The organism is Paenibacillus sp. OAE614 (assembly GCF_040546645.1).
Lineage (GTDB): Bacteria > Bacillota > Bacilli > Paenibacillales > Paenibacillaceae > Paenibacillus_AQ > Paenibacillus_AQ favisporus.
On sequence record NZ_JBEPOD010000001.1, the window covers coordinates 3686875 to 3700115 of the forward strand.

Here is a 13241-nt window from a genome sequence, read left to right on the forward strand (position 1 = left end):
ACACGTTACGTTTACATTTGTAAACTTTAAATATCGTCTACAGCTGTAAACAAAAAACCAAGAAAGGTGAATACCATGCACGAATCCCCGCACATTACCGAAGCCGAAAGCGAAGTGATGAAGCTTCTCTGGCAAAAGGAGCCTATGTCCGCCAGCGAGATCATTTCCGAATTAACCCAGCAAATGCAATGGTCAGACCAGACAGTTAAAACCTTCCTGAATAGGCTTCACAAGAAAAAGGCCATTCGATTTGAAAAGTCCGGCCGGAATTACCTCTACTATCCGCTGGTTTCGCATGATGAATACTTGAAAGCCGAGAATCGCTCATTCCTGAATAGAGTTTATAAAGGAGCTGTAGGGATGCTGTGCGCAAAATTTCTCGAAGAAGAGACACTTTCGGAGAAAGATATTGAGGAGCTTCAACAAATCTTGGAGAACAAGAAGAAGTCATGAAGTATCTGGAAACGGCCTTCTCTCTTCTGTTCGCAGCGTCAGTGGCATCGACGGTAATCCTACTGTTATTGCTTATAATCCGGAAGCTGTTCCAAAAGCATCTTAAACCTAGAGTTGTTTATATATTGTGGTTTATTGTGTTAATTAAGCTTCTGGTTCCCATTGCTCCGCAGAGTCCGGTGAGCCTGTTTAATGTGCTGCCGCAAACGTTCCCGATGGAATGGAATTCGGATAGTATACAACCTACTCATCAAAGTGAGAACGGATCAAGCACGGAAATTCAATACAATGAAACTGATGTAAAAAAACAGCTTCCTGAACTCACTCCATATCCGGCGGAGGAACTTGGGTCTTCCTTCGTAACACGTTCTTCTCAAGATCATTCCACAGGCACTACGAATGGACTGACTTGGCTATCGATCGGCTCACTGGTATGGCTTGTAGGGCTTCTATGCTTGGGAGGATATTACCTGCTGAGCACGCTCATTTTCAGAAAAAGAGTTGGAAACTCCCTAAAGATTGAGGAAACTAAAGTACTCAACGTTCTTGAAGCGTGTAAACGAAAGCTGAACATAAAAAAACGAATATACGCCTATGAAACAAGCCATCTTCGCAGTCCTTGTCTTTATGGCTTATGGAAGCCAAGGATCTATTTGCCTGAAGATATTTGCACGATCGCCGACCCAAACCAGCTGACGCATATCCTGATGCACGAGCTGGTGCACTACAAACGTAAGGACCTATGGTTCAATTCCCTGTGGGCTCTTTCCGTCGGGATGCATTGGTACAACCCTTTGGTGTGGCTTTCCATAAGAAAGATGAAGGCCGATCAGGAGGTGGCCTGCGACGCAAAAGTTCTTGAAACACTGGGAGTGCGCGAAGCTTTGCCATATGGCAAGACGTTACTCATGCTATCGCGTTCATTTTCCCATCAACCTCCTCCTGGCATCAACCTGTCGCATTTTGGGGACAGCAAATATGAAGCGAAACGGAGAATGAAGATGATTACCAAGTTTAAGGAAGGTTCGTATAAGCTATCCGCCGCTGCGATTCTTTTGGTTATGGTCTTGGGAGCCATCTTGCTCACCAATGCGTCGGATGCCGGGAAGGATACTAAGTTGGATATGGAGGAACCATCCGTAAACACTGGTTTGAATCTTTATCCAACATACAACGACAGATTCAGATGGTTTCATAGTCTGGATCGGGCACTCGATTTCCCAAAATATAACTATAAAGTACCTGACTATCTTCCTGAAGGTTATCAATTGGAGGATATCATATATTTTAAGAACGTCACCAACATTCATGATACCGATCCTATTATCGACGGAGTATCCATTACTTTTGTATCTAACTTTGGCCAAAAAAATGAACAAACCATAGAGGTCAAGGCTTCTAAGGGCAAGGGAAATTTGTTGGAGGAAGGTGAATTGCAGGGAGCTCCTTATTCTCAGATTCCCCCAAATCCGAACAAGCCGCTTGAATACCGACAGGAAGCTGTCACGATCGGCAATGTCAAAGGCACGTTATTCACGGATATGAGACGCGACAAGAAAAGGCCGGAAACCGGCAGAAGCTTCTACTGGCAGGATGACCACGTATGGTACGAAATCAATTATTATAGCGAGTATATGTCGCAGGAAGATCTCACCAAAATGGTGCAATCTTTTGTTATGCCGAAGGAAGTACAGCATGTCCGCTACGACGGAGCTGGAAACTCATTTCCCCTGTATGATGAGAAAGATTTGCTTGCGGCGAAGAACATTCTCGGCTTTAAGGTGAAAATCCCTCAGGAATTGCCCGAACATAAACTGAGCGGTTCGGTACTGCTTAGAGCCGGCGACCAGAATACCAGGTATGGTTTCAGACAAGCGGCGGACGCACTATGGACAACTTATCACGGACCTTCCGATTCCTCAACCGTTGTCTCGCTATATCAGAGCAAAGAGCCGCTTTTCGACGCGTCCCAACTCTCGCTCACCCGGACAATGGAGATGGACGGCATCGAAATTTCGGCTTATGAAGACAAAAATCATGTCTACTTATCATCAGACGATAAAATAAAACTTCCTTATTACTTATGGAAGGAGGACGATATTTATTATACTGCCGTTTTCTGGGGAATGGACAAACTCCCGGAAGACAGCCTGAAAGCTATGATTTCTGCTCCATTGCAATAGTCCCTGGGGAAAAGGTAACTTTCGGAAATAGCACGAATAATAAGCAAGCCCCTCTCGATCATTATCGTGAGGGGCTTCCTTGTAATCTTCACATTATAGTTCGCCGTTACTTAAGATCCGGTTTACTTTAACAACCCCTAAACATTGAATCGTCCAAGTAACGTATGCATTACATCTCCAGTGGCCTCCAAGTATAAGACAGCCTTGGCGGTTCTGAGAATGTTTTTCTTCCCCTCCCTTCCTTCTTTTTTTCATTTCATATAAAATGAATTAGCACTATGTAAGCAAATACATAGTTTCGCTTTACCGAAACTATACGTTCGGCATTTTTTTCACATCGAGAAAGGATGACTTGCATTGAATGTGAACACTTCGTCCGTGCTCCATAACCGCTCATTTTTGCACTTATGGATCGCGCGGATTTTCTCGGCCAGCGCGTTTCAAATTTTGTCCGTCGTCATTGGTTGGCAGATGTACGCACTGACGGACAGCGCCTTTCAGCTCGGCTTTGTCGGGCTGGCCCAGTTCCTGCCTATGCTGCTGCTGACGCTGCCGGCCGGGCAGACGGCGGACCGCTATGATCGCCGTACCATCGTTTATATTTGCCAACTCATGGAGTGCGCTGTCGTCGTCTTTCTCGTCATCAGCAGCATTGAGGGCTGGATCACCTCTGTCCATTTGTTGATCGCCGCTGCCATTCTTGGCGCTTGTCGTACCTTCGAGGGCCCGGCTTCTGCCGCCCTCGTGCCGGATATCGTCGACCGCGAGCAGCTGCCGCAGGCGGCCGCCTGGTCCGCCTCGGGGATGCAAACGGCGATGATCGTTGGCCCGTCGCTCGGAGGCGTACTCGTGATCTGGGGCATCTCTACGGCCTACATCACAACGCTGGTCGCGCTCCTTATATCCGTCGTATTGATTTTCTTCGTGAAGACCGTTCATTTCGTTAAAAAGCTGGATGCCGTCGGGATCGACACCTTTTTCAGCGGTCTGCGGTTCGTATTCGCCCGTAAAATCATCCTGGGCACCATCTCGCTCGATCTGTTCGCCGTTCTGCTCGGCGGCGCGACGGCATTGCTGCCCATCTTTGCCGACGAAATCCTGAAAACCGGTCCCACCGGTCTCGGCCTGCTTCGCGCAGCGCCAGCTGTCGGCGCGATCGTTGTTTCGCTGATTCTCACGCGAATTTCGATTGAGAAAGCCATTGGCAAAACGCTGTTTGCATCGCTCGTGGTGTTCGCCTTGGCGACCATCCTGTTTGGCATCTCCCGCAGCATCTGGCTTTCGCTCTTCGCGTTGTTTCTCACCGGCGCAGCCGACGTCGTCAGCGTCGTGATCCGTTCGACGCTTGTACAGGTGAACACGCCCCAAGAGATGCAGGGCCGGGTCAATGCCGTTAACTCGCTCTTCATCGGCACCTCCAATCAGCTCGGCGAATTTGAATCCGGTACGATGGCCGGGTTGGTCGGCGCCGTGCCGGCAACCATCATCGGCGGCGTTGGCACCTTAGCTGTTGCCGTAATCTGGATGTATTGGCTTTTCCCTGTTCTTCGGAACCTGAAGACGTACTCGACGGAAGAAGGGTAAAAAAACTGCATTGCATCTTACAATAAAATAGTAGCGTCTAAACTCCAAAAAACCTTCAATCCATGTCACAACGGATTGAAGGTTTTCGCTTTGGTTCGGTTCTTATTCCTCTTCGCTTTCGCAAATCACTTCAGTAAATATATTTAATGGAAAAATGGTAGGCACTCTTCGGCCCGGGGTCTGGACAAACTCGACAAACCCCCGGCCCACGCGGATTAAAATCCCGTTCAGTTCGCCGATATCTTCTGCGGTGGCCGTCAAGTCAAAGGGTTTCGTCCGTATAACCCTTTCGTTCGTGACGATATAGAAGGAGGTTTGGATTGCGACTACAGTCTTGCCAACTGTAAACGAGGACTTGGTCACATTGGAGAGCTTGCCTGTCGTTTTGGTTAATCTCGGAAACCCGGGCTGGAACACCGTAACCGTTCGTCCCACAAGCGCCTGCAAGCGCTGCACCAATGTAATATTCTGTGGAGCGGGACAGCCGTGAATATTGTTGTTCCCCATCAAATCTCCTCCTTAATCATCATAAGTTGACTCTATTAATGTATGCTGTCCCTATGGTAGTGCTTGGGTAGAAACACGACCCGGCCAAAAGTATGATCTTCTTAGGAGACTAATATTGCACAACAGAAATCGTATCACAATGGCTTCACCGATGATAAATCGGATAAGTCCTTGGGCTTTTGTATCTCTTCAAAGAAGGGGGTTTATTATCATCTCAATCATCCAATAATGCTAATCAGGCACAGAAACTGCGCCGGATCAAAACGGGATGTGGTCAATAAGCATGGTCTATGTATTATTATTTTTTTTATTACTCGACATTGTCTCTTTTTCTGTCCCCAAAAATTTAAGCAGGATTGAGGTTTATGCGACTTCCTTTTTTGCCTACGCATTCGGTCTTACAACGGATGTGGTGTTTGACCTGCACTATGATCTCTATGGTTATCTGTTGCCAGGTTTCCAGTGGCTGTCTATGTTGGCGATTATCATGTATTTCCCGTCCGTCAGCTTTCTGTTCTTGAATTTTTTCCCTTTTCATAAGAGAATGTGGTCCAAAATCATATATATTTTAGTGTGGTCCGCATTTTCGATCAGCTTTGAATGGCTAACCTTACAGACTGACTTTTTTTATTACAACGGTTGGAAGCTGTGGTATTCAGCTGTATTATATCCCTTTATATTCTTAATTCTTGTGTGTAATCTGAAACTCGTGAGAAGGCAAACAGCCAATCGTTAAGTGTATTTATGGAGGAAAGTTCGTGGATAATTACAGGAATGTCGAAAACAAATTCCGCCGCTACAAAGCCCTTATTTCCATTGCCGGCACCACCCAGTTTCATATCCGCAATCCGTATATCATTGCTTGGTGGTCTGCGGCATTTCCGGGTTTTGGGCACCTCCTGTTAAGCAAATATTTACGTGGGCTCACCTTGTTTATGTGGGAAGTGATTGTCAATTACAACGCAAAGATTAATCTGGCGATGGTACATTCGTTTTGCGGGAATATTGAGGCAGCGAAAGAGGTCCTGGAACCAAGGTGGATGCTCATGTATATTCCGGTTTATTTGTTTGGCATATGGGATAGTTACCGAACATCCGTCGATATGAACAAAGTTTATTTGCTCGCTGAAAAAGAAAATGCGCCATTTAACTCTTTTACCATCGGAGCGATGGAGATTAATTATTTGGATAAACGGCAACCCGTCATGTCGGTCATCTGGTCCTTATTTATGCCAGGGCTTGGACAGCTGCACATTCACCGCATCGTCACCGCGTTTTTCGCACTTGCTTGGACGATCGTATTTTTATATTTCTCCAAACTGCTTCTGTCCGTCCAGTACCTGTTCCTTGGTCAATTAACGGAGTCAACGGCCGTGCTTGACAAACAATGGCTGCTGTTCATGCCTTCCATGTGGGGATTTGCAGCGTACGATTCATATGCAAACACCGTGGAAAACAACAAGCTGTTTAACAACGAGCAGAAGAGCTACCTGATCAAGCATTACCAAAGCCCTTCGTTTCAAGTAAAAAAGGGAAAGGTAGTGAAATAAACTAAATGGTACAAATATTTTCAACGTTTGAGCATTCCACCAATTTGGAATTAGCGATCACGGTTCTGGAGAAAAACGGAATCAACAAAGAGAACATTTTCGCTGTACCTTTAACGAATCGCAAAACAGAGCGGCGATTGTTTGACAGCATTCACAACGCGGACGGCATTTCATTGATCAGCACAGGAGCTGCGCTTGGAACGGCGTTTGCCGTCATTGGTGCCAGTGTCGGTTTTAAGCTGGCTTGGGGGCCGATCTACTGCGGCCTGATTGGCACGTCAGTTGGTTTTATCCTTGGGGTTTGCATCGACTTGTTCTACTACAAAGTCATTAAAAAGCAGCGGCGTCTGTTACGGGGCAAAAATTCGGAAGTGATCCTCTTGATTGAGTGCGAGGAGGAGCAGGCTGATACGGTGGAAGATATTTTATGGCATCATTATGCATTTGGAACAGCAAGGGTCGTTTAAGAAAATACAAAAAGCCGCAACCATGCGGCTTTTTTCGCCTATATACTGATGCTTCATGACGCCAAACCTGGTTAAGACAAGTGTTGGTACCAGGCATCAGGGATCATCTCTCGCTCAAGTGTTAGCAGTTCTTTGATGATCTGGTCTGCGTCGCTGATCGAGTTCACAAGCGGATCCGTCAGCATCGCTCTCCTTAACTTCTCGTAGCTCTGCTCCACGACGGCCTCCGCCGTAAGCTCATGCGTATCCAGCACAAGCTCCTGCATGCCCCGAATTCCCCGCGGCATCTCGCCTACGTGAACCGGCTTCGCCCCGTCCATGCTCACGTCGCACAGCAGTTCCAGGAACGAGTCGTCGCTCATATTTGTGACCGCGCCGCGATTCAGCGTATTGATGAAGAACCGTTTGCCCAAGTTGCCCACCATATTTTCGATAATGTCCGTCGCATGATCCGGGCCGAAGGTACTCATGTAATCGACAATCGGAATATTTCCTGTGAGGAAGTCGTCGACCTGCCGCCACATCTCGGCGTGACGCTGATACCGATCCTCCGTCTCCCATATCGATAACGGCGGAATGGCGTCCGGCGTCTTGCCGTGACCTTGCCAATAACGGACGTATTCCTTGGTATGGGCCGTACACGTAGGGATATACCCGAAAATATCGTACAGCTCATACGTAATGGCGTCGTTATGAAGCGCCTTTGCCCCATGGTCTCCCCCGTTGTTCTCCTCGCCAGCCGCTTTGCGCATCGCTTCCGCGATCGTAGGCATGACATCCTTGCCTTCGAACTCCGCTTTCAGCAGCCACGTGAAATGGTTGACGCCGGCGACGCGGAAGTCAAACTTCCGGTCGATCTCCTCGTTGAACCCGCTTCTGTCCTCAATAATTCCAGCCCGTACTGCGTAATAGGCCTTTTTATGCGGCATATGGTGGCTGTCGCACAGCGCGAAAGATTTCAGCTTCGGCGCATACCGGTGTAAAGCGATCCCGTGTACGGTAGACGGGTTAATATAGTTGATCACCCAGGCGTCGGGGCACATTTCTTCAATATCTCTGGCACATTCCATAATGACCGGCAGCTCCCGCATCGCCCGAAATATACCGCCTGGACCGATTGTATCCCCGGAGCACATGCGAATGCCGTATTTTAATGACACTTGGCAGTCGATGCCCCGGTATTTGACCGATTGCTCCGCAAAGCTGAGTACGACAAAGTCAGCCCCCGGAAGCAGCTGTCTTCGGTCCGTCGAGCCCTCCACCTTCAAAGATACGTTGTTCTCCCGGGCCACCATCTCCGCCAGTTTGACCATTTTCGATAATCGTTCTTCGTCCGTATCCACCAAAGCAAGCGTTCCCTGATTCAAGTATGGAGAATGGACCATCTGCCAAATGGACTGACGACCGAAAAACAGACTGCCTGCTCCAATGACGACGACCTTCGGCTGCTGCATGTTCACACCGTTCACAAATAACCCTCCTCGTATGATATAAGTCCATTATAGGAGGATGACCGGAAAACGGAATGTGAGATAGTTTCAAGTACATGTCAAAAAGTATTATAATTAACAACTCGTAAACCCTTTGTTATACTAAGTTTAAAACCACAGATGTCATGCGGTAGAGGGGGCCAAGCAACCCGATGAATGCAAACATGAGTATTCTCAACGAACTCTCGGAGTATGTCACGCTCGGCATAAGCTCTTATTTAGAACAAGCTCACGATAAAAATTGGATCGAGCACAAGTCTCATCCCGATTACGATCTGTGGTTCATTCAATCGGGCTCCGTGAGGGTGACGATCGGCGCGTCCGAACATACGGCGGGTCCGGGAGATGCGGTGTTTTTTTATCCCGATATGCCCTATATCGCTACGACGTCCGAGGACGGCTGCCGATTCATTTACATTCATTTCAATTTCGGTATCGGCGAACAACAGCGAATACTAGGTGAGTTCGAACTCCCTGGAATCGTGCCCAGCGGCCTGATCCAGGAGGAAGCGGTATTGTTCACACAGGCCTATCGCCGGTTGAAACAGGTCAGCGGCACACCGGGGAACCAGCTTTACTTGAAAGCCTGCCTCCTCGCTTTCATTGCAAAGATCCTTGAGCTTCACGGGCAAGGCGCCTACACCGGCACATTCCTCAACGGCAGGAAACCGGGTAAAACCGAAGGAAGTCTAAGTGTACTGCAGGACGTATTTCAATACGTGGATGCAAACCTGCACCGTTCCGTTCGGATGAATGAGCTCGCTGCGCTTGTCGGCGTCTCTGAAAAGTATTTTATCTCCTATTTCAAGAAAAGCGTAGGCATTACACCGGGACAGTACATTTCCCAAATCAAAATGAACCGGGCACGAGACTATCTCTACGCCAAAAAATACACGATCCAACAGATCGCAGGCTTTCTCGGGTATCCTGATCCGTTTACCTTTTCAAAAGCCTTCAAAAAATACTACAACGTGCCTCCTTCGAAATTCGAGTAACCCTGGTTGTCTGCGCATCCAACCTTCCGTACGTCAGAGACTTGATCTCCTGTCATTTGACCTTCTCTGCCAACTCCAAAATGATTCCTTCCGGCCCACGAACATAGCATAACTTGTAACTTTGTTCATATTGCTGGATCTCACTGAAGGTTTCCGTGCCCTTCTGTTTCAGTTTGGATACGATGGCTTCAATGTCTTCAACCTCAATGGCCATATGCCGGATACCGAGCGTATAGGGATAAGACTGCTGAATTTCGGTTTCATCTGACGGATGATAATATTTGACCAGCTCGATCCATGCCTGGCTCTCTGGTGCCCCCAATGCTACGCAGGCTGTTTTTGCGTCGCGGAGCCCTAGGACCCGATCCAATAGCTCGCCTTCCATCTCCCATTCCGCTCGCACTTCAAAGCCTATATCGAGAAAAAACGCTTTTGCGGCCGAGAGATCATTTACGTTTATACTTACATGATCTATTTTATTGACCTTCATCTCGCACATCTCCTTCATCCGTGGAATAATGCTGCAAAACCCGTTTGAATGACGCAATAAGCTCATCCGTATATTACCACATAGAAAATACTACAATTTCTTTTCCTTTGCTATGTTGAATTTGATGAACTCACTTTTTAGATTATTGATCGATTTCGTGCCCGCACAGCTGCTGAAGGTGGCGGACGATGATCCGTTCAATGGTCTCCGGCGCGTAGATTTCCGGCCGAAGCAATGCGAGGACCGTCAAGCCTTCAATCACCGCGGCCAATCTCAAGCTTTCGAGCTCCATGTCGATTGATGAGGGAAGAAGCTCTGCCTTAGCCAGAAGATCTAGGACGGTTCTGGTCAGGTAATGAAGCCCGTCCGTGAGTTCATCCTTTTTATCTTGTAACGCCAAGCTCGTAAGGGAACGGATGGCGAATACCCACCAGACGCCGGCTGCCGTTCGTTTGTCCGAATCCATGGGGAGAAGCTCTAATACCACTTCCAGCGCGGCTTTCATCGGAATACGGCTTATCTCGATTCCTTTTGCTCTGTCGGCTCCCCTCGTCAAATAATAATCCACGATAAATAGCAGCAGCTCGTCCTGCGTTGAAAAATAATGCCGTAAGGCTCCAGGCGACACACCTGCCGCAGCGGCGACGGCACGGATAGACGCATGCTCAATCCCCTTTGTTTCAATAATTTTCCATGCCGACTCGGCGATCCGTTTTCTTTTTTGGTCATGGTCCACAATTTTTGGCACGGTGAAAACGCCCCTTGATTTTATTTTAACACACTGTATTATAATAAATAGCACAGTGTGTTATTTCATTTTTCAGTTATACCGTGCCGTGGTTACCAAGTCAAGGGAGCTGGACTTTTTATCAATTACAGTAGGAGGAATTCTGTGCAGGAGCAATCTAATGGATTTCGTGTGCAACTGATCTGTTATGGGTGCAAAAGGGCATTTAACGCCTTCGAGGGCACTCCAGCATATGACCGCGCGAAACGTAACAGAAACGGAATGTATTACTGCGAGGATTGCAAAAGCAGGATCGAGCTTGAAGCGAGGCTGCAGCTGGGAAGACGACTGTTGACCGGAAGGGATTAGCAAAAAACCGTGTCGCCTAACGGCGCACGGTAAGATTGCGTTATCCTTCATAAAGGTAATTTTTGAATCTCAAACGCATCGTTTAGTGACTTGACTATATACAGCTCATTAAAACCCTCACTATAAGACGGCCGTTGCAGCTTCTTCAAAGTGCTAATTATTCCGATCTCAGGAACCTTTTCTTTCCCTTCCCTCTTGTTGTTACGGTTAAGGGATAATTCATAGTCAGGTTCGAAATAATACCCTATAACCTTATAATGATGTTTTTTCACGAAATCGATATATTTTTTTCGATCCTCCACGGTGGGATTCGTATTGTCTACCACAAAGGATTGCATAGTTCGGACGGATGCTTCCAGAAAAACATTCTCCCGGTGTCTTGTTCTCAACACATCAAGATTAATCCTCATATGAGTTGCAAAGAACCTTTCCTTATAAAATGTTGATTTTCCGGAAGCCTGTATCCCAGTGAAAATGACGCATTCCATGACAGTTTTCCTTCCTGGCCTAAAGATGGCGGGGTTTCAGATCCGAGTTGATCTTTATCGTATCCCCCAACACGATCTTTAATACGAGCCCTTATCTCGTCACGCTGCCAGACATGCGATGTGCGAAACGTTCGGCCGCCTGAAGGGCCTCCTGCTTGGCCTGCTCCAGTACGTTCTCTTTCGGTAAAACAGCGTTTCCCTGCGCGCGAATGATCTCGTAGCTGTCAAATCCCATAAAGGTAAACATCGATCGTAGATATCGATGGGAATATTCCACTTCCGTGTACCAGTCGTTATTGGTGTATATCGATCCGCTTCCCTGAATAACGAGGACGCTCCGTCCGTCTTTGAGCAAGCCTACGGATCCCGAATGGGTAAACGTGTACGTTTCCCGCGGAATGAGAATGGCGTCCATGTAGTCTTTGAGTTTGGACGGGATATTGAAATTATGCATTGGCATCGCAATGACGATGTTCTTCGCACCTTTGAACTGCCGCAGCAGTTCGTTCGTCCGGTCCGTAACGGCCCGCTCCTCCGGTGTAAGCAATTCTCCTGCTGCGGACTTGCTGCGGGCCGATAGAGCAACATGATCCAGCAGTGGTACCTCGTCACGATAAAGATTGAGTTGTTCGACCTCACCATCCGGGACAAGCTCTCTGTAACGCTGTAAAAAAGACTCGAGCACGTTTAAAGTCACCGAGGTGGTGGATTCTACGTCCGGATGGGCATTTAGAACCAGCATTTTATTCATGATGCTTCCTCTCCTACTCATTTATAATTGTCGATAACATTAATCGTCGATTAATTCTGTCGACATTATAACTTGCAATCATTCCGTTTGTCAATCGCGTTACGTTTGACATCAAAAATGTTTGCTTTTAACATTATGGTTAGTGAATTTGTCGGGAGGCAGGTGGCTTGCATGCAGTATAGTATTGGGGTCGAATATGCTTTGCATTGCCTCGTATATTTGATTGATCTCCCGGTGGACAGTCCGATCGGGATCAAAGAACTTTCCGCCTACCAAGGTTTGTCGGAGACGTATCTGTCCAAAATTTTCGGGAAGCTGTCCAAAGCGGGTATTGTGGATTCGGTACCAGGGGTGAAGGGCGGCTACAAGCTGGCCAAATCCCCGGATGCGATAACTTTCTGGGACGTCGTAACGGCAGTCGAAGGAGATCAGCCCATTTTTCAATGCCAGAACATTAAAGATAAAAATTATTTCTACCGGAGCAAGGAAAACAACGATGCGTGCGCTTCCTGTACGCCTTCGGATTGCTTGATCAATATGGTCATGCTGGATGCGGAGGAGAAAATGCGGAATTCTCTGCGAAGCCGGACATTGCAGTGGATGAACGAGGAACTGGAGCGCACCTTGCCCAAGGAAACCCGGGAAGATGCGCGAGCCTATTTTAAGAAGAACAAAGTTTAAGTAAGCAGCGATTGGATCAGCCTGGTTTCTGCAAATGGAATTAAAATAAAAAAGCCGCATTGCTGCGGCTTTTTTAACTAATGTGTATTCTCGTAATCCTGCGATTTGCGCCTTATGAATAAGCTATGCCCGCCAAAACGTTGTGCAGTCTGCCTTATCCAAAATGTTATATTTGATCATTTTTTCAAGTAAGGAGTAATCAACAGGACGATCCCACCGGATCCGTACCAACTCCTTGGTGTGATCATAGCCAGATTGTACAATTACATCGAAAAAATGAAGAATTCCCGCCCTTTCAGGGGCTACAGCCAGATGATGTTTGGCAACGCTGAAACCAATGATAAATGTGCCGTGATCGGTAAACATTGGCTGATTCCACGCAATCTTTGGCGTTAAATTCGGGAATGTCTTCATGATCCAGCCCAGTATTTCTTCCAACCGGGCACGATGCTCGGGGTTATCAACCCGAGTTAAATATTCTTCAAAAACTTCCATGGTCTCCCCTC

General features: G+C 47.4%; 15 protein-coding genes. 8 read left to right on the top strand and 7 right to left on the bottom strand.

Translation table 11 applies throughout. The features are described from left to right. The first annotated feature begins 75 nt into the window (after nucleotides 1-75). The 3 genes from ABIE48_RS16910 (at nucleotide 76) to ABIE48_RS16920 (ending at nucleotide 4220) form a co-directional block, all read left to right on the top strand. On the top strand, nucleotides 76-453 hold the full coding sequence (locus ABIE48_RS16910) for a BlaI/MecI/CopY family transcriptional regulator (RefSeq protein ID WP_076164669.1): 378 nt from the start codon (nucleotides 76-78) through the stop codon (nucleotides 451-453). After that, nucleotides 450-2636: a M56 family metallopeptidase gene (locus ABIE48_RS16915; RefSeq protein WP_192713836.1), complete on the top strand. Its 2187-nt coding sequence runs from the start codon at nucleotides 450-452 to the stop codon at nucleotides 2634-2636. The genes ABIE48_RS16910 and ABIE48_RS16915 overlap by 4 nt, the downstream gene beginning before the upstream one ends. A 363-nt stretch (nucleotides 2637-2999) precedes the next feature. Continuing rightward, the gene (locus ABIE48_RS16920; RefSeq protein ID WP_167372861.1) at nucleotides 3000-4220 is read left to right on the top strand and encodes an MFS transporter; all 1221 of its coding nucleotides are present in this window, start codon (nucleotides 3000-3002) and stop codon (nucleotides 4218-4220) included. A 102-nt stretch (nucleotides 4221-4322) separates the two neighbouring features. On the opposite strand, the gene ABIE48_RS16925 is transcribed toward ABIE48_RS16920, so the two are convergent. Continuing rightward, nucleotides 4323-4727, bottom strand: coding sequence for a hypothetical protein (locus ABIE48_RS16925; protein ID WP_145018297.1), 405 nt, complete (start codon nucleotides 4725-4727; stop codon nucleotides 4323-4325). Between the two features lie 283 nt (nucleotides 4728-5010). Between ABIE48_RS16925 and ABIE48_RS16930 the strand changes: the two genes are divergently transcribed. Genes ABIE48_RS16930 through ABIE48_RS16940 form a run of 3 tightly spaced genes read left to right on the top strand, consistent with a single transcriptional unit; the run spans nucleotide 5011 to nucleotide 6744 of the window. After that, a complete protein-coding gene (locus tag ABIE48_RS16930; RefSeq protein ID WP_354519334.1) occupies nucleotides 5011-5463 on the top strand; it encodes a CBO0543 family protein in 453 nt (150 codons plus the stop codon). A gap of 22 nt (nucleotides 5464-5485) precedes the next feature. Then, a complete protein-coding gene (locus ABIE48_RS16935) occupies nucleotides 5486-6277 on the top strand; it encodes a hypothetical protein (RefSeq protein ID WP_192713835.1) in 792 nt (263 codons plus the stop codon). 5 nt (nucleotides 6278-6282) lie between these two features. After that, nucleotides 6283-6744: a hypothetical protein gene (locus ABIE48_RS16940; RefSeq protein WP_145018291.1), complete on the top strand. Its 462-nt coding sequence runs from the start codon at nucleotides 6283-6285 to the stop codon at nucleotides 6742-6744. A 71-nt stretch (nucleotides 6745-6815) separates the two neighbouring features. On the opposite strand, the gene ABIE48_RS16945 is transcribed toward ABIE48_RS16940, so the two are convergent. Further along, nucleotides 6816-8213: a family 4 glycosyl hydrolase gene (locus ABIE48_RS16945; RefSeq protein ID WP_192713834.1), complete on the bottom strand. Its 1398-nt coding sequence runs from the start codon at nucleotides 8211-8213 to the stop codon at nucleotides 6816-6818. A gap of 173 nt (nucleotides 8214-8386) precedes the next feature. Here ABIE48_RS16945 and ABIE48_RS16950 point away from each other — a divergent pair, with 173 nt between their 5' ends. After that, complete coding sequence (locus tag ABIE48_RS16950; protein ID WP_192713833.1) at nucleotides 8387-9229, top strand: helix-turn-helix domain-containing protein; 843 nt, start codon at nucleotides 8387-8389, stop codon at nucleotides 9227-9229. A gap of 52 nt (nucleotides 9230-9281) precedes the next feature. Here the strand turns inward: ABIE48_RS16950 and ABIE48_RS16955 are convergent, their stop codons facing one another. The 4 genes from ABIE48_RS16955 to ABIE48_RS16970 form a co-directional block, all read right to left on the bottom strand. Next, nucleotides 9282-9719, bottom strand: a complete 438-nt coding sequence (locus tag ABIE48_RS16955) for a VOC family protein (RefSeq protein WP_145018281.1) — start codon at nucleotides 9717-9719, stop codon at nucleotides 9282-9284. 142 nt (nucleotides 9720-9861) lie between these two features. Next, nucleotides 9862-10467, bottom strand: a complete 606-nt coding sequence (locus tag ABIE48_RS16960) for a TetR/AcrR family transcriptional regulator (RefSeq protein ID WP_145018278.1) — start codon at nucleotides 10465-10467, stop codon at nucleotides 9862-9864. A 395-nt stretch (nucleotides 10468-10862) separates the two neighbouring features. Continuing rightward, on the bottom strand, nucleotides 10863-11303 hold the full coding sequence (locus tag ABIE48_RS16965) for an AAA family ATPase (RefSeq protein WP_145018272.1): 441 nt from the start codon (nucleotides 11301-11303) through the stop codon (nucleotides 10863-10865). 91 nt (nucleotides 11304-11394) lie between these two features. Next, the gene (locus ABIE48_RS16970) at nucleotides 11395-12054 is read right to left on the bottom strand and encodes an FMN-dependent NADH-azoreductase (protein ID WP_192713832.1); all 660 of its coding nucleotides are present in this window, start codon (nucleotides 12052-12054) and stop codon (nucleotides 11395-11397) included. A 171-nt stretch (nucleotides 12055-12225) separates the two neighbouring features. On the opposite strand from ABIE48_RS16970, the gene ABIE48_RS16975 reads away from it, so the two are divergent. Continuing rightward, the gene (locus ABIE48_RS16975; protein ID WP_145018266.1) at nucleotides 12226-12735 is read left to right on the top strand and encodes an RrF2 family transcriptional regulator; all 510 of its coding nucleotides are present in this window, start codon (nucleotides 12226-12228) and stop codon (nucleotides 12733-12735) included. A 123-nt stretch (nucleotides 12736-12858) separates the two neighbouring features. Here the strand turns inward: ABIE48_RS16975 and ABIE48_RS16980 are convergent, their stop codons facing one another. Then, the gene (locus tag ABIE48_RS16980) at nucleotides 12859-13230 is read right to left on the bottom strand and encodes an iron chaperone (RefSeq protein ID WP_192713831.1); all 372 of its coding nucleotides are present in this window, start codon (nucleotides 13228-13230) and stop codon (nucleotides 12859-12861) included. Between the last annotated feature and the right edge of the window lie 11 nt (nucleotides 13231-13241).

Coding starts and splice junctions, on each gene's coding strand:
- ABIE48_RS16925 (WP_145018297.1), bottom strand. CDS start 4,727: ATGGGGAACAACAATATTCACGGCTGTCCCGCTCCACAGAATATTACA.
- ABIE48_RS16915 (WP_192713836.1), top strand. CDS start 450: ATGAAGTATCTGGAAACGGCCTTCTCTCTTCTGTTCGCAGCGTCAGTG.
- ABIE48_RS16955 (WP_145018281.1), bottom strand. CDS start 9,719: ATGAAGGTCAATAAAATAGATCATGTAAGTATAAACGTAAATGATCTC.
- ABIE48_RS16950 (WP_192713833.1), top strand. CDS start 8,387: ATGAATGCAAACATGAGTATTCTCAACGAACTCTCGGAGTATGTCACG.
- ABIE48_RS16975 (WP_145018266.1), top strand. CDS start 12,226: ATGCAGTATAGTATTGGGGTCGAATATGCTTTGCATTGCCTCGTATAT.
- ABIE48_RS16965 (WP_145018272.1), bottom strand. CDS start 11,303: ATGGAATGCGTCATTTTCACTGGGATACAGGCTTCCGGAAAATCAACA.
- ABIE48_RS16930 (WP_354519334.1), top strand. CDS start 5,011: ATGGTCTATGTATTATTATTTTTTTTATTACTCGACATTGTCTCTTTT.
- ABIE48_RS16980 (WP_192713831.1), bottom strand. CDS start 13,230: ATGGAAGTTTTTGAAGAATATTTAACTCGGGTTGATAACCCCGAGCAT.
- ABIE48_RS16970 (WP_192713832.1), bottom strand. CDS start 12,054: ATGAATAAAATGCTGGTTCTAAATGCCCATCCGGACGTAGAATCCACC.
- ABIE48_RS16910 (WP_076164669.1), top strand. CDS start 76: ATGCACGAATCCCCGCACATTACCGAAGCCGAAAGCGAAGTGATGAAG.
- ABIE48_RS16940 (WP_145018291.1), top strand. CDS start 6,283: ATGGTACAAATATTTTCAACGTTTGAGCATTCCACCAATTTGGAATTA.